Source organism: Stenotrophomonas sp. STEN038, from assembly GCF_056759895.1.
The window spans coordinates 82,394-102,790 of sequence record NZ_JBRRDW010000011.1; the positions used below are offsets into that span (position 1 = coordinate 82,394).

Annotated in this window: 21 protein-coding genes and 3 tRNA genes; 14 read left to right on the forward strand and 10 right to left on the reverse strand. The window is 63.7% G+C overall.

The window, feature by feature from the left end; genetic code table 11:
- Nucleotides 1–82: 82 nt before the first annotated feature.
- From hfq to ACVOLS_RS06890, 10 genes are all read left to right on the forward strand, one after another.
- Nucleotides 83–370 (forward strand): RNA chaperone Hfq, encoded by a 288-nt coding sequence (gene hfq, locus ACVOLS_RS06845; RefSeq protein ID WP_057628256.1) that lies wholly within the window; start codon nucleotides 83–85, stop codon nucleotides 368–370.
- A 14-nt stretch (nucleotides 371–384) separates the two neighbouring features.
- A complete protein-coding gene (gene hflX / locus ACVOLS_RS06850) occupies nucleotides 385–1,695 on the forward strand; it encodes a ribosome rescue GTPase HflX (RefSeq protein ID WP_303749674.1) in 1,311 nt (436 codons plus the stop codon).
- 209 nt (nucleotides 1,696–1,904) lie between these two features.
- The gene (locus ACVOLS_RS06855) at nucleotides 1,905–2,399 is read left to right on the forward strand and encodes a CinA family protein (protein WP_481544987.1); all 495 of its coding nucleotides are present in this window, start codon (nucleotides 1,905–1,907) and stop codon (nucleotides 2,397–2,399) included.
- A 35-nt stretch (nucleotides 2,400–2,434) separates the two neighbouring features.
- The gene (gene ubiB / locus ACVOLS_RS06860) at nucleotides 2,435–4,114 is read left to right on the forward strand and encodes a 2-polyprenylphenol 6-hydroxylase (RefSeq protein WP_481544988.1); all 1,680 of its coding nucleotides are present in this window, start codon (nucleotides 2,435–2,437) and stop codon (nucleotides 4,112–4,114) included.
- A gap of 51 nt (nucleotides 4,115–4,165) precedes the next feature.
- Nucleotides 4,166–4,819 carry a transcriptional repressor LexA gene (gene lexA / locus ACVOLS_RS06865; RefSeq protein ID WP_481544989.1) on the forward strand — a complete coding sequence of 218 codons (654 nt, stop codon included), beginning with the start codon at nucleotides 4,166–4,168 and terminating at the stop codon, nucleotides 4,817–4,819.
- Nucleotides 4,820–5,051: 232 nt separating this feature from the next.
- On the forward strand, nucleotides 5,052–6,089 hold the full coding sequence (recA, locus tag ACVOLS_RS06870) for a recombinase RecA (RefSeq protein ID WP_282271203.1): 1,038 nt from the start codon (nucleotides 5,052–5,054) through the stop codon (nucleotides 6,087–6,089).
- Nucleotides 6,090–6,292: 203 nt separating this feature from the next.
- Nucleotides 6,293–6,784: a recombination regulator RecX gene (gene recX, locus ACVOLS_RS06875; RefSeq protein ID WP_481544990.1), complete on the forward strand. Its 492-nt coding sequence runs from the start codon at nucleotides 6,293–6,295 to the stop codon at nucleotides 6,782–6,784.
- A 109-nt stretch (nucleotides 6,785–6,893) separates the two neighbouring features.
- Entirely contained in the window at nucleotides 6,894–9,545 is a 2,652-nt protein-coding gene (alaS, locus tag ACVOLS_RS06880; RefSeq protein WP_481544991.1) for an alanine--tRNA ligase, read from the forward strand.
- A gap of 139 nt (nucleotides 9,546–9,684) precedes the next feature.
- Entirely contained in the window at nucleotides 9,685–9,888 is a 204-nt protein-coding gene (gene csrA, locus ACVOLS_RS06885) for a carbon storage regulator CsrA (protein ID WP_057628248.1), read from the forward strand.
- Nucleotides 9,889–9,963: 75 nt separating this feature from the next.
- Nucleotides 9,964–10,056, forward strand: a tRNA-Ser gene (locus ACVOLS_RS06890).
- 527 nt (nucleotides 10,057–10,583) lie between these two features.
- On the opposite strand, the gene ACVOLS_RS06895 is transcribed toward ACVOLS_RS06890, so the two are convergent.
- The 8 genes from ACVOLS_RS06895 to ACVOLS_RS06930 form a co-directional block, all read right to left on the reverse strand.
- Nucleotides 10,584–10,660: transfer RNA gene (locus ACVOLS_RS06895), tRNA-Arg, on the reverse strand.
- A 65-nt stretch (nucleotides 10,661–10,725) separates the two neighbouring features.
- Nucleotides 10,726–11,586 (reverse strand): alpha/beta hydrolase family protein, encoded by an 861-nt coding sequence (locus ACVOLS_RS06900; RefSeq protein WP_481544992.1) that lies wholly within the window; start codon nucleotides 11,584–11,586, stop codon nucleotides 10,726–10,728.
- Nucleotides 11,583–12,392, reverse strand: a complete 810-nt coding sequence (gene thiD / locus ACVOLS_RS06905) for a bifunctional hydroxymethylpyrimidine kinase/phosphomethylpyrimidine kinase (protein WP_481544993.1) — start codon at nucleotides 12,390–12,392, stop codon at nucleotides 11,583–11,585. Before thiD ends, ACVOLS_RS06900 begins: the two co-directional genes overlap by 4 nt.
- A 34-nt stretch (nucleotides 12,393–12,426) precedes the next feature.
- The gene (locus ACVOLS_RS06910; protein WP_481544994.1) at nucleotides 12,427–13,098 is read right to left on the reverse strand and encodes a YoaK family protein; all 672 of its coding nucleotides are present in this window, start codon (nucleotides 13,096–13,098) and stop codon (nucleotides 12,427–12,429) included.
- A gap of 12 nt (nucleotides 13,099–13,110) precedes the next feature.
- On the reverse strand, nucleotides 13,111–13,602 hold the full coding sequence (locus ACVOLS_RS06915; protein ID WP_282267607.1) for a hypothetical protein: 492 nt from the start codon (nucleotides 13,600–13,602) through the stop codon (nucleotides 13,111–13,113).
- 5 nt (nucleotides 13,603–13,607) lie between these two features.
- Nucleotides 13,608–15,008, reverse strand: a complete 1,401-nt coding sequence (locus ACVOLS_RS06920; RefSeq protein WP_282267591.1) for a PhoH family protein — start codon at nucleotides 15,006–15,008, stop codon at nucleotides 13,608–13,610.
- Nucleotides 15,009–15,090: 82 nt separating this feature from the next.
- The gene (locus tag ACVOLS_RS06925; protein WP_481544995.1) at nucleotides 15,091–15,570 is read right to left on the reverse strand and encodes a peroxiredoxin; all 480 of its coding nucleotides are present in this window, start codon (nucleotides 15,568–15,570) and stop codon (nucleotides 15,091–15,093) included.
- A 77-nt stretch (nucleotides 15,571–15,647) separates the two neighbouring features.
- Nucleotides 15,648–16,274: a glycine cleavage system transcriptional repressor gene (locus ACVOLS_RS06930; protein WP_481514875.1), complete on the reverse strand. Its 627-nt coding sequence runs from the start codon at nucleotides 16,272–16,274 to the stop codon at nucleotides 15,648–15,650.
- Nucleotides 16,275–16,369: 95 nt separating this feature from the next.
- On the opposite strand from ACVOLS_RS06930, the gene dapA reads away from it, so the two are divergent.
- Both dapA and ACVOLS_RS06940 read left to right on the forward strand, forming a co-directional pair.
- Nucleotides 16,370–17,263 carry a 4-hydroxy-tetrahydrodipicolinate synthase gene (dapA, locus tag ACVOLS_RS06935; RefSeq protein WP_481544996.1) on the forward strand — a complete coding sequence of 298 codons (894 nt, stop codon included), beginning with the start codon at nucleotides 16,370–16,372 and terminating at the stop codon, nucleotides 17,261–17,263.
- A gap of 32 nt (nucleotides 17,264–17,295) precedes the next feature.
- Complete coding sequence (locus tag ACVOLS_RS06940) at nucleotides 17,296–17,811, forward strand: hypothetical protein (RefSeq protein ID WP_481544997.1); 516 nt, start codon at nucleotides 17,296–17,298, stop codon at nucleotides 17,809–17,811.
- Between the two features lie 87 nt (nucleotides 17,812–17,898).
- Here ACVOLS_RS06940 and fdxA read toward each other — a convergent pair whose 3' ends face one another.
- Entirely contained in the window at nucleotides 17,899–18,222 is a 324-nt protein-coding gene (fdxA, locus tag ACVOLS_RS06945) for a ferredoxin FdxA (protein WP_481509654.1), read from the reverse strand.
- Nucleotides 18,223–18,403: 181 nt separating this feature from the next.
- Nucleotides 18,404–18,478 (reverse strand) — tRNA-Glu (locus ACVOLS_RS06950).
- A gap of 41 nt (nucleotides 18,479–18,519) precedes the next feature.
- Between ACVOLS_RS06950 and pcnB the strand changes: the two genes are divergently transcribed.
- A complete protein-coding gene (gene pcnB / locus ACVOLS_RS06955) occupies nucleotides 18,520–19,902 on the forward strand; it encodes a polynucleotide adenylyltransferase PcnB (RefSeq protein WP_481544998.1) in 1,383 nt (460 codons plus the stop codon).
- A gap of 6 nt (nucleotides 19,903–19,908) precedes the next feature.
- Nucleotides 19,909–20,397, forward strand: coding sequence for a 2-amino-4-hydroxy-6-hydroxymethyldihydropteridine diphosphokinase (gene folK / locus ACVOLS_RS06960; protein ID WP_481544999.1), 489 nt, complete (start codon nucleotides 19,909–19,911; stop codon nucleotides 20,395–20,397).

Sequence of the window (20,397 nt, forward strand, 5' to 3'; positions counted from 1 at the left end):
GGGCGGTGTACCATCAGGTTCCGGACGGGCAGGGGACGCCGCCATCAGTCCGGTCCATAAAAACAATAACGAGGAGTAGACGATGTCCAAGGGGCAGTCTTTGCAGGATCCGTTTCTGAATGCGTTGCGCCGTGAGCGCGTGCCGGTTTCGGTCTACCTGGTAAATGGCATCAAATTGCAGGGCACGATTGAGTCGTTTGACCAGTTCGTGGTGCTCCTGCGCAATACCGTCAGCCAGATGGTCTACAAGCACGCCATTTCCACCGTGGTGCCGGCGCGCAACGTGCGCGTGGGGCCGGGTGGTGGCTATGTGCAATCGGGTGATGGAAGTCAGGCAGCTGATGACGAAATTGACAACGACAACGAATAAGCAGGTGGCGGCGCATGTTTGACCGCTCTAAAAAGGGCGAACATGCGCTGTTGATCCAGCCGCATGTTGGCCGGCTGGAAGAAGATGTAGTGGAGGAGTTCACCGATCTGGCGCGCTCGGCCGGGGCAAGCATTGCCGCGACCATCAGTGCGCGCATGGACAGGCCCAATCCTTCCACCCTGATCGGCAGTGGCAAGCTGGAAGAAGTGAAGGCTGCCGCCGACGCGACCGGTGCCGATCTGGTGCTGGTCAACCATCAACTCAGCCCGGTACAGGAGCGCAACCTTGAGCGCTACCTGGAGCGCCGGGTGATTGATCGTACCGGTCTGATTCTGGATATCTTTGCCCAGCGTGCGCACAGCCACGAAGGCAAGCTGCAGGTTGAGCTGGCTCAGTTGCGGCATATGGCCACGCGTCTGGTCCGCGGCTGGACCCACCTTGAGCGTCAGCGCGGTGGTTCCATCGGCCTGCGCGGCCCGGGTGAAACCCAGCTGGAAACCGACCGCCGCCTGCTGCAGAAGCGGGTGGAACAGCTGCAGAAGCGGCTGGAAAAGGTCGAGGTGCAGCGCACCCAGATGCGCCGCGCGCGCGTGCGCAGCGAAATGCCGCGTATCGCGCTGGTTGGCTATACCAATGCCGGCAAGTCCACGCTGTTCAATGCGCTGACCGGCGCCGGTGCCTATGCGGCCGATCTGTTGTTTGCGACGCTGGACCCCACCGTTCGACGCATCAACCTGCCGGGCGGCAACGCGATGCTGGCTGACACGGTCGGCTTCGTGCGCAACCTGCCGCATGACCTGGTAGCGGCGTTCCGTTCCACGCTCTCCGAAGCGCGCGAAGCGGATTTCCTGCTGCATCTGGTCGATGCCGCCGATCCGCTGCGCGAAGAGCGCATTGCCCAGGTCGACGAAGTGTTGGAAGCAGTAGGCGCGGGCGATCTGCCGCAGCTACTGGTGTTCAACAAGATCGATCGCATCGAAGGTGCCGAAGTCCGTCACGACGCACAGGATGGCGTTCCGGACGAATCGCGCCGTGAGCGTGTCTGGGTTTCCGCACGCGATGGCCGTGGGCTGGAACTGCTGCAATCGGTGCTGGGCAAGCGCTTGGGCCTGCAGCATGTCACCGGCCAGGTTCGCCTGCCGCCAAGTGCTGGCCGCCTGCGCGCGCGCCTGCACCAGTTGGAAGTCATCCGCAGCGAGCAGGCCGATGAAGAGGGCTGGTTGATCGAGGTCGATATCCCGATTGCCGAAGCCGAAAAGCTGGCGGCGAGCGAGGATGGCGCGGTGATCCGACCGCTGCTGCCGGAAAAATTGCCCGAATGGTGATTCCGGGCGGGAAGAGACAGCCGGCCTCGTGCCGGCTGTTTTGTTTTGTAGGAGCGGCGTAAGCCGCGAAGCAAGGGTTCCCGAAGCTGGTAGCACCCGTGCAATCTTATGATGTGTCGGTTTCGCGGCTAACGCCGCTCCTACAACTCCCATGCGGGCGTCATCTGCGGTAAAACGTAAAGGTTCTCCTTCCAGCCCCCTTTGCCGCAATGTCCAATCCAACCGATGCCGATCTCAATGCCCTGGCCGCCGCGCTCGGCGAACGCTTGCAGCAGTCCTCGCTGCAGCTGGTAACCGCGGAAAGCTGCAGCGGCGGCTGGATCGCCAAGAGCATGACCGATATCGCCGGTTCCTCTGCCTTCTTCGACTGCGGCATGGTGGTCTACAGCTACGAAGCCAAACAGCGACTGCTCGGCGTCCGCGCGCAGACCTTGGAGCAGTTCGGTGCGGTCAGCCGCGAGACCGTGCTGGAAATGGTTGCCGGTGCACTGATCAATTCCGGCGCGGGCATCGCCGTGGCGGTGACCGGCATTGCCGGCCCCGGCGGCGGCAGCCCGGACAAGCCGGTCGGCAGCGTCTGGATCGGCTGGAAGCGGCGCGGCGGCTATGCGCGGGCGCAGCTGTTCCAGTTCGATGGCGACCGCGATGCCGTACGCCGGCAAACCGTGGACGCTGCATTGCGCGGCATCGACGAGCATCTATGACATGCTGGCCCGGCCAGCAACCGGGATAAGTCGCGATGTGGGAAACACTGGGCACGGTCCGTGATCTGGGCCGATTGCAGGAAATAGCAGCGGTTCTGATCCGCTATGGTTTCGGCGACGTGGTGCGCCGGACCGGGTTGGCGTCGGTGCTTGAGCGCGCAGGCCGGCTGGTGCGCTGGAATGACAGCCAGCAGATGTTGCGGATGACCGCGCCGGTTCGCGTACGCAGCGCGATGCAGGAATTGGGGCCAACCTTCGTCAAGCTTGGGCAGGTGCTGGCCACGCGCGTGGACCTGTTGCCGCCGGAGTGGATCGCCGAGCTGTCCGAACTGCAGAACGCGGTGCCTGCATTGCCTTATGCCGCCATCCGCGAGCAGCTGGAGACCGATCTTGGCGCGCCGCCAGCGCAGGTATTCGCCTTCCTTGATGAAACCCCGATGGCCGCCGCCTCGTTGGCGCAGGCACATCGCGCGCGTCTGCATGATGGCCGCGAAGTGGTGCTGAAAATACGCAGGCCTGGCATCCGCGATGTGGTTGAAGCAGACCTTCGCCTGCTGGCGCGGCTGGCTGAAATCGTCGAGGCGCGCCTGCCGGACCTGCGCCGCTATCGGCCAGCGGAAGTGGTGCAGCAATTCACCGTGTCGCTGCGCAGCGAGATGGATTTCGCCGCCGAGTGCCGCAATTCCGAGCGCATCGCGCGTAACTTCGATGGTCGCGACGACATCCTGATTCCAGCCGTGCATTGGCAGTGGACCTGCGAAAGCCTCAACGTGCAGGACTTCGTTGATGGCATCCCTGGGCGCAAGTTGGAAGCAGTCGACGACGCTGGCCTGGACCGCGCAGCGCTGGCCCGTCGCGGTGCGGAGATCGTGCTGAAAATGGTGCTGGAAGACGGCTATTTCCATGCCGATCCACACCCCGGCAACATTTTCTACATGCGCGATGGGCGTATCGGCGTTATCGATTTCGGTATGGTCGGTGCGCTGTCCGAGTCGCGTCGCTTCCAGGTCGCGCAGCTGCTGCACGGCTTGGTCGAGCAGGAGCCGCAAGCCGTCGCCGATGTGTTGCTGGACTGGGCCGGAGGCGTGGAGGTCGACGAAGGTCGCCTGCAACAGGACATCAGCCAATTCGTCGATCAATACCGTGGTGTGCCGCTGAAAGACCTGCGCATCGGCCTGATGCTGGGCGACATCACCCAGTTGCTGCGCAGCTACAGCCTGACCTTGCCGGCCGACCTGGCATTGATGATCAAGGCCTTCCTCACTCTGGAAGGCATGGGCCGGCAGCTGGACCCCGACTTCGACATGGCCAGTGCCGCGCGTCCGTTCCTGGAGCAGGTGGTGCTGCAGCGTTATGCGCCCAAGGCGCTGCTCAAGCGCGGCCGCCGCAGTCTGTTGGGAATGCTGGATTTCGCCGGGGAATTGCCGCGTGATCTGCGTCGGCTGGTGCAGGCGGCGCGGCGCGGGCAGTTGAAGCTGCGGGTGGAAACTACCGCCTTGCAGGGCTTCGGTGACCAGGTCAATCGGGCCGCCAACCGGTTGGTGGTCGGCGTCATTACCGCCGCGCTGATCATTGGTTCCTCGATCGTGATGCACAGCGTGGGCGGCCTTTCCAGCCGCTGGTTCCTCGCGCTGGGGCTGTGCGGCTTCGTTGGCGCCGGCATCTGCGGGGTGTGGATCCTGTTTTCGATCCTGCGCAGTGGGCGCCATCACTGATCTTCGCCGAGGGGCTTGCAGATCTTTTTGTTAGTAGTAATACTACTAACCATGAACCTCACCGACACCCAGCAGGCCATCCTCGACTTGATCGCTGAGCGCATCGAGGCCGAGGGAATGCCGCCATCGCAGACCGAGATCGCCCGCGCCTTTGGTTTCAAGGGTGTGCGTTCGGCCCAATACCACCTGGATGCACTGGAGGCGGCCGGCGCCATCGAGCGCGTCCCCGGCCGTGCACGTGGCATCCGCCTGGTACGCCAGGATGGCGAGGGCGATGCGGAGCAGGAGTCGCAGCTGCCGGCGCAGGCTGCCAACGACGATGTGCTGCGCCTGCCGATCCTCGGCCGGGTTGCTGCTGGTCTGCCGATTGGCGCCGACATCGGCTCGGATGACTACGTGGTGCTGGACAAGGTGTTCTTCTCGCCGGCACCGGATTACCTGCTGAAAGTGCAGGGCGATTCGATGATCGACGAAGGCATTTTCAATGGCGATCTGATCGGGGTACACCGCACCCGCGATGCGACCTCTGGGCAGATCGTGGTAGCGCGTATCGATGATGAAATCACGGTCAAGCTGCTGAAGATCGCCAAGGACCGGATCCGCCTGCTGCCACGCAACCCCGACTACGCGCCGATCGAAGTCCTGCCCGACCAGGATTTCTCCATCGAGGGGCTGTATTGCGGCCTGCTGAGGCCAAACCGCTGACACGTACAGATTCGAGGCTCGCGGATTTGCATCCTGCCGAACCCGGATCTGCGCATTTCGCAGCCGTAACTGTCTGTTTCCCTTACGTAGGGCGGGTGTTTGGGCTGCTGTCGGTATCCTTGTCGGCCCAATAATTTTGTCGTCTCGGCTGCAGTCTCAGCCTGTGCGATACGACTCCCCTACAGTGGACCCCATGACGAAATCAACGAAATCAACCCCGAGGACGAACGCGATGGACGAGAACAAGAAGCGCGCGCTTACTGCTGCACTGAGTCAGATCGAAAAGCAGTTCGGCAAAGGCTCGGTGATGCGTATGGGCGACCGCGTTGTCGAACCCGTCGAGATCATCCCCACGGGCTCGTTGATGCTGGACATCGCACTTGGCATAGGCGGCCTGCCCAAGGGCCGTGTGGTCGAGATCTACGGCCCGGAATCCTCGGGCAAGACCACGCTGACCCTGCAGGCCATTGCCGAATGCCAGAAGCTGGGTGGCACCGCTGCGTTCATCGACGCCGAGCACGCACTGGACCCGATCTACGCCGCCAAGCTGGGCGTCAATGTCGACGACCTGCTGCTGTCGCAGCCGGATACCGGCGAGCAGGCGCTGGAAATCGCCGACATGCTGGTGCGTTCGGGCTCGGTCGACATCGTGGTGGTCGACTCGGTCGCTGCGCTGACCCCGCGTGCTGAGATCGAAGGCGAAATGGGCGATCAGCTGCCTGGCCTGCAGGCCCGCCTGATGAGCCAGGCGCTGCGCAAGCTGACCGGCAACATCAAGCGCTCCAATACGCTGGTCATCTTCATCAACCAGTTGCGCATGAAGATCGGCGTGATGATGCCGGGCCAGAGCCCGGAAACCACCACCGGTGGCAACGCGCTGAAGTTCTACGCCTCGGTGCGCCTGGACATCCGCCGTATCGGTGCGATCAAGAAGGGCGACGAGATCATCGGTAACCAGACCAAGATCAAGGTCGTCAAGAACAAGTTGGCGCCTCCGTTCAAGCAGGTCATCACCGAAATTCTCTATGGCGAAGGCATCTCCCGCGAAGGCGAGCTGATCGACATGGGTGTGGATGCCAAGCTGGTTGACAAGGCCGGTGCCTGGTACAGCTACGGTGAAGAGCGCATTGGCCAGGGCAAGGACAACGCCCGCGGCTATCTGCGTGACAACCCGCAGGTTGCAGCTCGCCTCGAGGCCGAGCTGCGCGAGAAATTCCAGCCCACCGAAGCGGCGCGCGAAGAAGGCGACGACGAAGACGGCGAGGAGTGATTTTCCCGCGGGAGCGGGCGGCGCATCGTCAGTGACGTCGTCCGCTCCTGCGGCATTTTGTCCATGAAGACCCCGCGCCAGGGATGGGGCGGGGTTGGGTGTTGCCGGGTTCTGGCGTGGCGGAATAGAGCCGGCCGGAGTTGAGCTTGGCCGAGCCAAGCCTGGCGGAACCAAGCCTGGCGGAACCAAGCGGTGGTGTTCTGATGACCGAGATCGACGATCAGCCTGAGGGCAAAACCAAACGTGGCCGCCAGCAGACGCCGTTGCAGCGCGCACTGGGTCTGCTGGTCAGGCGCGAGCATTCGCGCAAGGAGCTCGGCCGCAAGCTCAAATCACGCGGTGTGGACCCGGAAGCGGTGGATGCCGCGGTGGCCAGGCTGGCCGAGGATGGCTGGCAGGACGACACCCGTTTTGCCCAATCGTTGGTCCGCAACCGCGCAGCTGGCGGCTATGGGCCGCTGCATATCCGCGCGGAGCTGGGCACCCATGGGCTGGACAGCGAGCAGATCGAGGCCGCCATGGCCTCGTTTGAGGGCGATTGGACTGAAAACGCGCGCGAGCTGGTGTGCCGCCGTTTTGGTGCCAGTGGCCCGGAAGATCTGGCGCAACGGCGCAAAGCCGCGGATCTATTGGCCCGGCGTGGCTTTGACGGTAACTGCATCCGCCAGGCCAGCCGCTACGATCCAGAGGACTGAACAGGACTGGGCGGGCTGGGCCTGATACCCTTTCCGGGTTTCGGTTGTCCCGAATTCCCGCGCCCGCAAAGGCTGCCGGGACCCGCTTGCCAGCTTACCGCCAGTCCCCATGAATACACCTGCCAAATTTACTACCTCCCAGATCCGCGCTGACTTCCTCGAATTCTTCAAGGGCAAAGGCCACACCATCGTGCCGTCGGCACCCCTGGTGCCGGGCAATGACCCGACCCTGCTGTTCACCAATTCCGGCATGGTGCAGTTCAAGGACGTGTTCCTTGGCGCGGAAAAACGCAGCTATGTGCGCGCGGCCGACGTCCAGCGCTGCCTGCGTGCCGGTGGCAAGCACAACGATCTGGACCAGGTCGGCTATACCGCCCGCCACCACACCTTCTTCGAAATGCTGGGTAACTGGTCCTTCGGTGATTACTTCAAAAAGGACGCCATTGCCTGGGCATGGGAACTGCTGACCCAGGTCTGGAAGCTGCCGGCCGACCGCCTGCTGGTCACCGTTTACCAGACCGATGACGAGGCCTACGCGCTGTGGCGCGACATGATCGGCATCCCGGAATCGCGCATCGTGCGCATCGGCGACAACAAGGGCGCGCCGTTCGCATCTGACAACTTCTGGCAGATGGCCGATACCGGTCCCTGCGGTCCCTGCACCGAGATCTTCTATGACCATGGCGACCACATCGCCGGTGGCCCGCCGGGCTCGCCGGACGAAGACGGCGACCGCTTCATCGAGATCTGGAACCTGGTGTTCATGCAGTTCGACCGCCAGCCCGATGGCTCGCTGCAGCCGCTGCCGGCTCCGTGCGTGGATACCGGCATGGGCCTGGAGCGCCTGGCGGCGATCCTGCAGCACGTGCACACCAACTATGAGATCGATCTGTTCCAGGCGCTGATCCGCAAGGCGTCCGAGCTGACCGGCATGGCCGACCTGGAGAACAAGTCGCTGCGTGTGATCGCCGATCACATCCGCGCGTGCTCGTTCCTGATCGTCGATGGCGTGCTGCCGTCCAACGAAGGTCGGGGCTATGTCCTGCGCCGCATCATCCGCCGCGCCCTGCGCCATGGCTGGATGCTGGGCGTGCGCCAGCCGTTCTTCAACAAGCTGGTGCCCACCCTGATTGAGCAGATGGGCGAGGCCTATCCGGAACTGCCTGCACAGGCTGACACCGTGGTGCGCGCTTTGCTGGCCGAAGAAGAGCGTTTCGCTGAAACCCTCGATTCGGGCATGAAGATTTTCGATGACGTCGCGGCCAAGGTCAGCGATGGCATCATCCCGGGCGTCGACGCATTCCGTCTGTATGACACCTACGGCTTCCCGGTCGACCTGACTGCCGACATCGCCCGCGAACGCGGCATGACGGTGGACATGGCGGGCTTTGACGCCTCGATGGAGCACCAGCGCGAAACCGCGCGTGCGGCCGGCAAGTTCGGTGGTGGCGTGACGCTCTCCGCTGAGCTCGTTGCCAGCCTCAGCCCGACCGTGTTCCTCGGTTACGACCGCTTGCAGGCCGATGGCCTGAAGGTCGTCGCGCTGATCAAGGATGGTCGCCCGGTCGATGCCGTGCAGGCCGGTGACGAGGTCATCGTGTTCACCGCGCAGACCCCGTTCTACGCTGAGTCCGGTGGCCAGGTCGGTGATACCGGCGTGCTGTCGGCCAATGGCGTCAAGCTGGCAGTGAGCGACACGCAGAAGTTCGCTGGCCAGTTCCACGGCCATGTCGGCAAGCTGGAGCAGGGCGCCCTGAAGGTTGGCGACGTGCTGGCCGGTGCCGTCGATGCCGCGCGCCGCAGCGCCACCATCCTCAACCACTCCGCTACCCATCTGTTGCACGCCGCCCTGCGCGAAGTGCTGGGCACCCACGTGCAGCAGAAGGGCTCGCTGGTGGCGCCGGATCGTCTGCGCTTCGACTTCTCGCACTTCCAGCCGATCAGCGCTGAGGAGCTGGCGGTCATCGAGCGCAAGGTCAATGAGCAGGTGCGTGCCAACAACGCTGCCGAAGTGCACAACATGGGCATGCAGGAGGCTTTGGACTTCGGTGCGATGGCGCTGTTCGGTGAGAAGTACGGCGAGAACGTGCGCGTGCTGAAGATGGGGGAATACTCCACCGAGCTGTGCGGCGGTACCCACGTTTCGCGTACCGGTGACATCGGCCTGTTCAAGATCACCTCCGAGGGCGGTGTGTCCTCGGGTGTGCGCCGTATCGAGGCGGTGACCGGGCAGGGCGCGCTGGACTATGTGGCCGACGAAGAGGCGCGCCTGCACGAAGCGGCGCAGCTGCTCGGCGGAAGTGCCGGTGACGTGGTCGACAAGATCCGCCAGCTCGGTCAGCGCCAGAAGAAGCTGGAGCGCGAGCTGGAAGCCCTGAAGGCCAAGGTTGCCTCTGGCGCTACTGCGGACCTCGGCAGCTCGGCGGTGGATGTGGCCGGTGTGAAGGTGCTGGCGGTGCGCTTGGAAGGCTTCGACGCCAAGGCGCTGCGCGATGCGATCGACCGTCTGAAGCAGCAGCTGGGTGACGCCATCATCGTTCTGGCAGGCGTGCAGGACGGCAAGGCGGCGCTGGTTGCTGGCGTCAATGGCGCTGCGCTGGGTAAGGTGAAGGCGGGCGAGCTGTTGGCCCACGTCGCGGCCCAGATCGGCGGCAAGGGCGGTGGCCGTCCGGACATGGCCCAGGGTGGCGGTGAGGATGGTCCCAAGCTGGTGGCGGCCCTTGAGGGCGTCGTGGCATGGGTCAAGCCGCATCTGGCCTGAATGTGACAAGTCGCGCACCTTGAAGGTGTTTGCGCCCTGACGGTAACATTGGGAGTCTTTTCCCCTTTGTCGTGGGGCGCATAGCTCGAAGCGCGCCAATGCCGGTGGGAAACCCACCGGTTCCATGGAGATTTACACAATGTTGATCCTGACTCGCCGAGTAGGCGAAACCTTGATGATCGGCGACTCGGTCAGCGTGACCGTGCTCGGCGTCAAGGGCAACCAGGTACGTATCGGTATCACCGCGCCGAAGGATGTTGCTGTCCATCGCGAGGAGATTTTCCAGCGTATCCAGCGTGGTGATGAGCCCGCGACCCCGGGAAGTGAAGAAACTTCCGAATAAGGGTTTACCTTTCACCCCGTTTAACGTTATTCTTCGCGCCCCGCTACTGAATACACGCAGCGGGGCAAGAGAAACGGAGTGATGCCCGAGTGGCTGAAGGGGCTCCCCTGCTAAGGGAGTATAGGGTTAAAAGCTCTATCGAGGGTTCGAATCCCTCTCACTCCGCCAGTTTCAAAAAAGCCCCTGAAAAGGGGCTTTTTTGTGTCCGCAGTTTTTTCATTGGCGGTGTCTTTGAGTTTCTCTTCGCAGCCGGCCGCGGGCGGATGTTGTGTCGTACCGAGATGGTGGTGCGCGATTGTTGAGTGCAGTCGTATCGCTGGAAATTTTTCACCGTAGTGCCGAGCCATGCTCGGCTGGCGCTTTCCCTGTGCGGCCTCAGCCGCGCATGGTTCGGCACTACAGTGTTTGCGCTCCTGTAGCGCTGGGCGGCGCGTAGTGGGTTTTAGTGCCGAGCCGTGCTCGGCATGGGGCATTACCGGTACCACCTCTGCCGAGCATGGCTCGGCACTACAGTGTTTGCGCTCCTGCAGCGCTGAGCGGCTCGTGGTGGGTTGTAGTGCCGAGCCATGCTCGGCATGGGGCATTACCGGGACTGCCTCTGCCGAGCATGGCTCGGCACAACATTCCGGCAGTTTGAATTGCCGTCAAAAAACGCGCATAAAAAAACAGCAGGCAATGCCTGCTGTTTTTAGTATTGGTGCGCTCGGAGAGATTCGAACTCCCGACCACCTGGTTCGTAGCCAGGTACTCTATCCAACTGAGCTACGAGCGCCTCGTTGCCAGGAGCGAGATTATGCGGATTTGAGACGTTTGCGTCAACGCTTTTGTGAAAATTTCTTAATCTTCGGGATGAATCAATGCCGCAGCCACGTTCTGTGGTGATTTCATCCACTGAAAGTGGTCGGCGCGCACGCCCAGTTCGCGCGATGAGAGTACTTTCAAGCTGCGTGTCGACGCCGGAAGCTTGGCCAGCAACTGCTGCATCGAGCTGATCGGCGCCAACCAATCGCTTTCCAGTACCACCGCCCGCGTCGTTGCGCTGATGTGGCGCATGCCAGCTTCAAGGTCGATCGGCATTCCCTGTGCGGCGTAGTGATTGCTGAGGCCCACGCGCGCCCAGTCGCGTATCAGTCCGCGTGCTTCGGTGCCGCCGAATCCGACGCGGCGGCCGGGCAGGGAGCCGTTACGCTGCGCAAGCCATGGCAGGAAGCGATAGGCCAAGGGCAGCAGCCAGCCGCGTGGCGCAGGAAAGCTTCGCCACCACGGCGTGCCGCTGGCGACCAGCCACAGCGCATCAAGCTCGGCATCGCGCATGCCGGCATAGCAGCAGCTGAGCTGGCCGCCGAGGCTGTGTCCGCCAAGCCGGAACGGCAGGCCGGGCAGGGCGGCATGTACGGCGGCTTCAGCCGCAGGCAGATCAAGTTGTAGCAGCTCCTTGTAGCCCCAGTCGTGGTTGCGGTCAGGCCGCAGGTTGCTGCTGCCATTGCCGCGCCATTCGTGCAGGAACACGGCAATGTTGTTGGCGGCGAGTGCTTCGGCATACGCTTGGTAGTGGCGCGCTGCCACGCCAAGTGCTGGCAGCCATAGCAGGCAGGCGCGGGGTTGCGCGGGCAGGTAGGTCAGCAGTTCGAAGCGGTGGCCATCGGTGCTGCTGACCTGCAGCGCCTGCGTCTCATGGATTGCGATGTCCGCGTTCATGCCGGTCGCGCCGCGCCGAAGTGATCGAGCACCATCACTTCGCTGCGGCCGGGGTGATAGCCGCCCTGCAAGCAGCGCGCGACGTAATCGATGGCGGCTTCGCAGGCATTGGCCAGCGACAGCCCGCAGCACAGTTGCGCCGCGATGGCCGAGGCCAGTGTGCAGCCGGTACCATGCGCATCCACCGGCAGTCTGGCGTGGCTGAAGTCCTCGCGGCTGACACCGTCGAAGTAACGATCAACGACGCGGTTGCCTTCCCGTAGGTGGCCGCCTTTGAGTAGTACTGCACCAGCGCCCATCTCGATCAGCGCGGCAGCCGCATCTTCGGCCTCGTCGCCGTTGCTGATGCTGCGGCCAAGCAGGAGTTCTGCTTCGGGTGTGTTGGGTGTCAGCAGGGTGGCCAGTGGCAGCAGGCGTTCGCGCATCGCGCGCAGGGCGTTGTCTTCAAGCAGTTTGGCACCGCTTGTGGCGACCATTACCGGATCGAGCACGATATGGGTAGGGCATCGCTGTTCAAGGACATCGGCAACCAGGTGGATCACATCGGCGTTGGCAAGCATCCCGAGCTTGACCGCATGGATGTCGAAATCGTCGAAGCAGGCATCAAGCTGCGCCTGCAGGAATGGCAGCGGTGGCACGTGCACGGCTGTAACGCCGCGGGTGTGCTGTGCAGTGAGGGCGGCTATCGCCGACAGGCCGTGCACGCGGTGGGCGGCAAAGGCCTTGAGGTCGGCTTGGATGCCGGCACCACCGCCGGAATCGGAGCCGGCGATGGTGAGGACGGAAACGGGCGTGGAAGGACTCATGCGCCGATTGTGCAGGGTTTGCCGCTGGCCTGCCTCAGGCTTGCCTGCGCATGGCCCATTGCCGGTACAGCACATAACCCAGGCCGCTGAGTCCGGTCAGTACGGCTGGGACAAGCAGGGCGTCGTATTGCCAGCGCGCGAACAGCCATGCGCCCACTATGCCGCCGGCCAAAAAGCCGCCAATGATCAAGCCGCTCAAGGTCAGCCGGTGCATCGGCACCGGCAGGCCGCGCAGCAGATGGCCCAGGCCGATGCCGAGGTCGGTGAACATGCCGCTGAGGTGGGTGGTGCGCACTACCGCGCCGCTGAAGGTGGTGGCCAGCGCGTTCTGCAACCCGCAGGCCATCGCGGCGGCCAGTGCGCCCCAGACCTGCTGTTGCTTGAACAGCGGGATCGCCAGCAACAACAAGACCGATTCCAGTGCCAGTGCGATGCCGTAGCGGCGGCCGAGTTGCAGGGTGCTGTCCTGGATGATCAGCCCGCTGAGCATCGCGCCCAGCGCAAAGGCAATCAGCAGACCCCACAGGTGTCCGACCGAGCGCCAGTCGGCATGCGCAAGGGCAATGCCGAGCTGGCTGGTGCTGCCGGTGAGGTGGCTGACGGCCTGGTGTTCAAACCCCAGGAAGCCGACAACGTTGACGATGCCGGCCACGCAGGACAGCACGATGGCGCCAATCCAGACCCAGGTGGGCAGACGGACCTTCATGCCGACGCCGGATCAGGGCTTGGACAGCGCGCCGTTGCGCTCGATGCTGGAGAACGTGCCGGCCTGCGGGTCGTACACAGCACCCCAGAACTGCGCGCCACCATCGCAGACGCGGATTGCTTCGCGGGCCGGGTTGATGTCGCTGTGGTCGGGCAGGGTGAAGGCGTTGATGTAGATCAGGCGTTTGCCGCTGGACTCGAAGCCCACGTACTGCCGGCCGGACAGGGCTGGCTCGGCAATGCTGGGTTGCAGTTGTGCCAGCTGGCTTTCCAGTGCGTCGATATCGGCGCGGCTGGGCGCCCAGTAGCCGGTGACTTCACCGGCGTGTTTGGCGGGGCTGTCGCGCGAGCAGGTGTCCAGCACCTGCGCGGCGACCACGGGGCGGGTGACGACCCAGGACTGTCCCGTCTTGACCGCCGTCGGCACGCTGCCGGGGCGCGTGTTCGACGGCGTGCAGGCTGCCAGGGTGAGTGTTGCCGCAGCCAGCAGGGACAGCGTGTGCAGATGTTTCACAGAACCTCCGAAGCGTAATCGGCCAGACGCGAGCGTTCGCCCCGGCGCAGTGTGATGTGTGCACTGTGCGGCCAATTCTTGAAACGGTCCACCGCATAGGTGAGGCCGGAGGTGGTTTCGGTGAGGTAGGGCGTGTCGATCTGCTCGACGTTGCCCAGGCAGACGATCTTGGTGCCGGGGCCGGCGCGGGTGATCAACGTCTTCATCTGCTTCGGGGTGAGGTTCTGCGCCTCGTCCAGGATCAGGTAGCGCGACAGGAAGGTGCGGCCGCGCATGAAGTTCATCGAGCGGATCTTGATCCGGCTGGCGAGCAGGTCATTGGTGGCTGCGCGGCCCCAGGCGCCGCCGTCCTGGTTGTGGGTGAGTACTTCCAGGTTGTCGGTAAGTGCGCCCATCCACGGCGTCATCTTTTCTTCTTCGGTGCCGGGCAGGAAGCCGATGTCCTCGCCCACGCTGACGGTGGCGCGGGTCATGATGATCTCGCGGTAACGCTGCGTGTCCATGGTCTGCGCCAGGCCGGCGGCCAGGGCGAGCAGGGTTTTGCCGGTGCCAGCAGTGCCGAGCAGGGTGACGAAGTCGATCTCCGGGTCCATCAGTGCATTGAGGGCGAAGTTCTGCTCGCGGTTGCGCGCGGTGATGCCCCAGACCGAATGAGAGCCATGGCGGAAGTCGTTGACCACCGACAAGGTGATGCGGCCGTCGCCTTCGACCTTGCTGACCTTGAGTTCTACTTCGTCATCGCCGGCCAGGTAGGCGTACTGGTTTGGATGCCAGTCTTCGTCGTCGGCGGCCTGGATTTCGTAGCTTGTGCGGCCCTTGTCGCTCCAGCTGCGCAGGCTTTCGCTGTGCTTCTTCCAGAAATCTTCCGGCAGCACGGTGGCGCCGGTGTAGAGCAGGCTGAAATCGTCCAGCGCGCGGTCGTTTTCGTAATCTTCCGAATCGATGCCGGCAATCGCCGCCTTGATCCGCAGGTTGATGTCCTTGGAGATGAACACCACCGGGGTTTCCGGGTGTTCTTCCTTCAATGCCAGGATCGCGCCGAGGATGGCGTTGTCCGGGATCACCTTGCCGAAGCTCTTGCCGGCCTCGAAGTGGCTGGTCTGGAAGTAGAGGTTGCCGGCGCTCTGCGCGCCGCGCAGCTGCAGGCCCTTGGGTCGCGCCAGTGGCACGCCGTTCTGCACGCTGCCAATGCCGGCTTGTTCGATCAGCTCATTGAGGAAGCGGCTCACCTGGCGGGCGTTGCGGCTCGCTTCGGTGGTGCCCTTCTTGCCGTTGTCCAGCTCCTCGATCACCTGCATGGGCAGGTAGACATCATGTTCCTCGAATTTGAACAGCGCGGTCGGATCGTGCATCAGCACGTTGGTATCCAGTACATAGATGCGCTTGCCTCGGGTCATCGTCGATTCCTGGTGGCGGGACAGGGTCACGCCATCGCACCTGCAGAGCAGGGCGATGACATGGGTTGGAACGGGATGTGGGTCACTTGGTTTGAGCGGCCTTCAGTGCTTCAAGCACGGCATCGGCATGGCCGGCGACTTTGACCTTGCGCCATTCCTGCACGAGCTGGCTGTCAGGAGAGATCAGGAAGGTGCTGCGTTCGATGCCACGCACCTGCTTGCCGTACATGTTCTTCATCTTGATCACGTCGAAGGCGGTGCATAGCGCTTCATCGGTGTCACTGATCAGTGGGAACTTGAAACCCTGCTTGGCGCAGAAGTTGTCGTGCGACTTCACAGAGTCGCGGGAGATGCCGAACACCTGTGCGCCTGCACGTTTGAACTTGGGCAGCAGCGCATTGAAATCCAGGCCTTCGGTGGTGCAGCCGGGGGTGCTGTCCTTTGGGTAGAAGTACAACACCAACCATTGGCCGGCGAGTTCGCCGAGGCTGGTAGTGGTGCCGCCGGACAGGGCCAGTGGCAGGGCTAGGGTGTTTCGGTCCAGGGTATCGCCGATGTTCATCAGATTCTTTCCGGAGCCTGGGGTAGTTCGATTGCAATTACATGAAACGCTGCGCGCCTGTGATGGGCGCGCGAATTTCAGAACTTCATCGGGTCCATGATCGCGTCCAGGTTGAGGTGGTCGCAGAACTCGAGGAAATCGTCGCGCAAGGCGGCGATGTGCATGTTGGAGGGTACGCCAATGGTGATCTGCGCAGAGAACATTTCCGCGCCGGTCTGCATGGCCTGGTAACGGGTGCTCTGCAGGTTCTCGATGGTGATGCCCTGGCGGTCGAAGAAGTCGGCCAGCTGGAACAGGATGCCCGGCTTGTCGGCGGCAACGACTTCCACGATATACGGCAGAAGGTTGGACTGCGCCTGCTTGGCAGCGGTGCGGTACCACACCAGCTTCAGGTTTTCTTCGCGCTCAAGCCGGGTCAGCATGGCTTCGAGCTTGGCAACGGCATCCCAGGAGCCGGTGGCCAGGGTGGTCACCGAGACATCGCGGCCTACCGTGGACAGGCGGGCATCGACCAGGTTGCAGCCGCTGTCGGCAATTCGACGGGTGACGGACAGCAGGGGAGACTCCGGATGCGTCGTATAGGCGTTGATCAGGAGGTGGTTTTCGGTCGGCAGCGGCCGCGGCGTGGTGTCGGTCAAGGTGGTTCCGGGTGCTAGATGAGTCTGAACAACACCGTTTGGGGGTTGTTCGCTGGTGTCCAGCATACTTGCCCGTGCTTTCGACCGGCAAGTAACATGCCTTCGGTCACGAACCCGCCGCTCGGCGGGCTTCTTTACCCCCACGAAGAGCGACTGACCCTTTGTCCATATATGGCCTCATCACCGCGCTGGCGACGCCTTTCAAGGCCGACGGCGCACTCGATCCCGACGGCTGGCAGCGTCTGTTGGCGCAGCAGCTCAAGGGCGGCGTGCAGGGTGTCGTGGTAGCCGGCTCCACCGGCGAGGCCTCGACCCTGTCCGACGATGAATACGATGGCCTGCTGCGCAGCGCCGTTGCCGCCTTTGGCGGCAAGGTACCGGTGTTGGCCGGTACCGGCCTGTCCGGCACCGCCCGCACCATTGCCCTGACCAAACGCGCGGCCGCCAATGGCGCCACCCATGCGCTGGTGGTCACCCCACCGTATGTGCGGCCTACCCAGGAAGGCCTGCGCCAGCATTACCTGGCCGTGGCCGAGCAGGGCGGCCTGCCGGTGCTGCTGTACAACGTGCCCGGGCGTACCGGCTGCGACCTGCTGCCGGAAACCGTCGCCGAACTGGCCGCGCACCCGAACATCATCGGCATCAAGGAAGCGGTGGGCGATACCACCCGCCTGAAAGCCCTGCTGGAGCTGCGCAGCGACAGCTTCGCCATCCTCAGTGGTGACGACGGCTCAGCCGCCCGTTCCATGTTGTCTGGCGCCGATGGCCTGATTTCGGTCGGCTCCAACGTGCTGCCTGGCGCCTACCGCACCCTGTGTGACCTGGCCCGTGCCGGTCAGCACGAGGCCGCCGAGGCTTGGGATGCCCGCCTTGAGCCGTACCACGATTTCTGCGGTGTCGAGTCCAACCCCATTCCGGTCAAGGCGCTGCTGCAGCGCATCGGCATCGGAGATGGGCTGCGCTTGCCGCTGCTCCCGCTTTCCGCGCAATACCACGCACATGCCGATCATCTGGCCGCTGACGTGGGTGCGTTGGAAGAACTATCCAGCCGCTGATCCGGCGGCCTTTGAACTCTGGAGATTCACCCATGCGTCAAACCTCTACCGTTCGCGTGTTCTCGCTGGTGCTGCTGGGCGTAGTCACCGCCGTGGCCACCTCTGGCTGCTTCTTCAAGCGCGGTGCGCGCGGCGATTACGCGCTGGCCCCGGAAGCGCGCCCGCTGGAAGTGCCGCCGGATCTGAACCTGCCCAACACCTCGGGCTCGGCGCCGATCCCGGCATTGGCCTCGACGGCCAAGCCGGCGGCTGCTTCGGCCGCTACCGTGGCCTCGTCGCAGAGTGGTTTCACCGTCAGCGGCAGCCGAGACGACGTGTTCGGCAAGGTCGGCGATGCGCTTGCCGGCGTCGAAGGCCTGACCATTGCCAGTCGCGCGCAGCTGCTGGGCTCCTACGATGTCGCCTACGAAGGCAGCAACTTCCTGGTGCGCGTGGTCGCAACCGACGCTGGTGCCTATGTCTCGGCGGTGGATCCGCGCGGCATGCCGGCCACTGATGCCGCTGCAACCAAGCTGATCGCAACGCTGAAGGCCAAGCTGGTCGGCTGATAGGCGGCTGTTCTGCAATAAAAAAGGGCGCCTGCGTAAGCGGGCGCCCTTTTCATTGGCTGGCTGTTGGGCTGGCTATGCGGCGGCTCAGCGTTCCAGCAGCTTCAGCTTGTCCGGCTTGCCGTCCCACTCGGCCGCATCGGCCGGCGGGTCTTTACGGATGGTCAGCACCGGCCAGGCCTTGGCCAGCTCGGCATTGAGTGCGACAAAACCTTCCTGGCCGGCGGGCACGTCATCTTCCGGGAAGATCGCGTTGACCGGGCATTCGGGCTCGCACAGCGTGCAATCGATGCATTCATCAGGGTCGATCACAAGGAAGTTGGGGCCTTCGTGGAAGCAGTCCACGGGGCAGACTTCAACGCAATCGGTGTGTTTGCACTTGATGCAGTTTTCGGTAACGACAAAAGGCATGGTGGGGTCCGGCTTTGAACCCTGCAATTCTAGATCAGGATGCAGGGGCTGGGCGGGGGCATTCTCATTGGCCAGGGCTGCAGACGCAAAGAAACGTGCCGGAGCCAGCGCCGTGGGGCACTGGCAGGTGTAGAAAGCAAAAAACCCCGCAGGGCGGGGCTTTTGCATTCGCAGACGGAGTTGGCGCTCCCTAGGGGACTCGAACCCCTGTTTTAGCCTTGAGAGGGCCACGTCCTAACCACTAGACGAAGGGAGCGTTTGGTCGCGTCTGGCGAGCGCGCTAGTATATGCATCTGGTTGCCGCTCGGCAATCCCGTAAACCCAACTGGAAGCGCCAACATCAATTCCATAGTTACAACGCCGTTCACCGTCCGCGTGATCCCGCGCGACCAGCACACCATCTCGCGCCGGGATATCAGTCCCAATGCGCTGCGGGTGCTCTACCGTCTGCGCGAATCCGGCTTCGGCGCCTATCTGGTAGGTGGCGCGGTGCGCGACCTATTGGTAGGTGGACGCCCCAAGGATTTCGACGTGGCCACGGATGCCACGCCGGAGCAGGTCAAGCAGCTGTTCCGCAACTGCCGCCTGATCGGCCGCCGCTTCCGCCTCGCACACGTGGTGTTCGGTCGCGAAATCATCGAAGTAGCCACGTTCCGCGCCAACAGCGATGACGGCAGCGGCGACCGCGAGGTCGAGAACGGCATGCTGGTGCGCGACAACGTCTACGGCACCATCGAGGACGACGCAGTCCGCCGCGACTTCACCTGCAACGCCCTGTATTACGCCATCGAGGATTTCTCGGTGCGTGACTACACCGGCGGCTTTGAAGACGTCATGGCACGCCGGATGAAGCTGATCGGCGATCCGGAGCAGCGCTATCGCGAAGATCCCGTGCGCATGCTGCGCGCGGTGCGTCTGGCGGCCAAGCTCAACTTCGAGATCGAGGCGGCTACCGCCGAGCCGATTCCGCGCCTGGCCTCGTTGCTGAGCGAGGCCGCGCCGGCGCGCTTGTTCGAGGAAGTGCTCAAGCTGTTCCTGTCCGGGCATGGCGTGGCCAGCTTCGAAGGGCTGGAGCGTTACGGCCTGCTGGCGGTGCTGTTCCCGGAAAGCGCCGCTGCGCTGAAGAGCAACCGCACTGGTGCGCTGCGCCGCATCCTGATTGAAGGCCTGCGCAATACCGACGAGCGTGTCGCCAACGAGGAGCCGGTGTCGCCGGCCTTCCTGTTCGCGCTGCTGCTGTGGCCGGCCTTCTGCCGCGCGCTGATCGGCCTGCAGAAGCAGGGCCTGGCGCCGGAAGAGGCGCAGCGCCGTGCCGCCGACCGGGTGACCCTGCACCAGCTGAGCACGATTGCCCTGCCGCGTCGCTTCTCGTTGCCGATGCAGGAAATCTGGCTGCTGCAATCGCGATTCAGTACCCGTCAGCGCAAGCGCGTGCTGCGCACCCTGAGCCACCCGCGCTTCCGTGCTGCGTTTGATTTCCTGGCCCTGCGTCAGGCTGCTTCCAGCGAGCATCAGGAAGACATCGCGTTCTGGCGCGCCGCCCAGGCCGAGGCCGGGCACGACCTGGGGGCGGGACTGGATCAGGTGCATACCGATGGCGAGGCGGAGGAGGGCACGGCACCGCGCCGTCGCCGTCGCCGTCGTCGTCCCGGTGGTGGCAGCGCGACTGCGGGCGAGTAAGCAGCGATGGTTGTAGCGTGTATCGGGCTGGGCGCGAACCTTGGGGACGCGCCTGCCACCTTGCGTGCGGCAATCGACGTGCTGGCGCAGCTGCCGGGTGTGCAGCTGCTGGCCAGCTCGCGCCTGTATCGCACCCCGGCCTGGGGCAACGAAGCGCAGCCTGACTTCATCAATGCCGCCGTTGCGCTGCAGACTGATCTGCCGGCGCCGCAGCTGCTGGAGCAGCTGCTGGCGATCGAGCAGCAGTTCGGGCGGGTGCGCGAGCCGGGCCAGCATTGGGGTCCACGGCTGTTGGATCTGGACCTGCTCTTATATGCCGAGCAGGTGATCGACCTGCCGCAGTTGCAGGTGCCACACCCCTTCCTGCACCAGCGCGGTTTCGCCCTGCTGCCGCTGGCCGACGTGGCGCCAGACGCCCTGATTCCGGGCCATGGAACAGTGCGGGACGTATTGGTAGGCATCAATACCTGCGGTATCGACCCGATAGGGGGATAA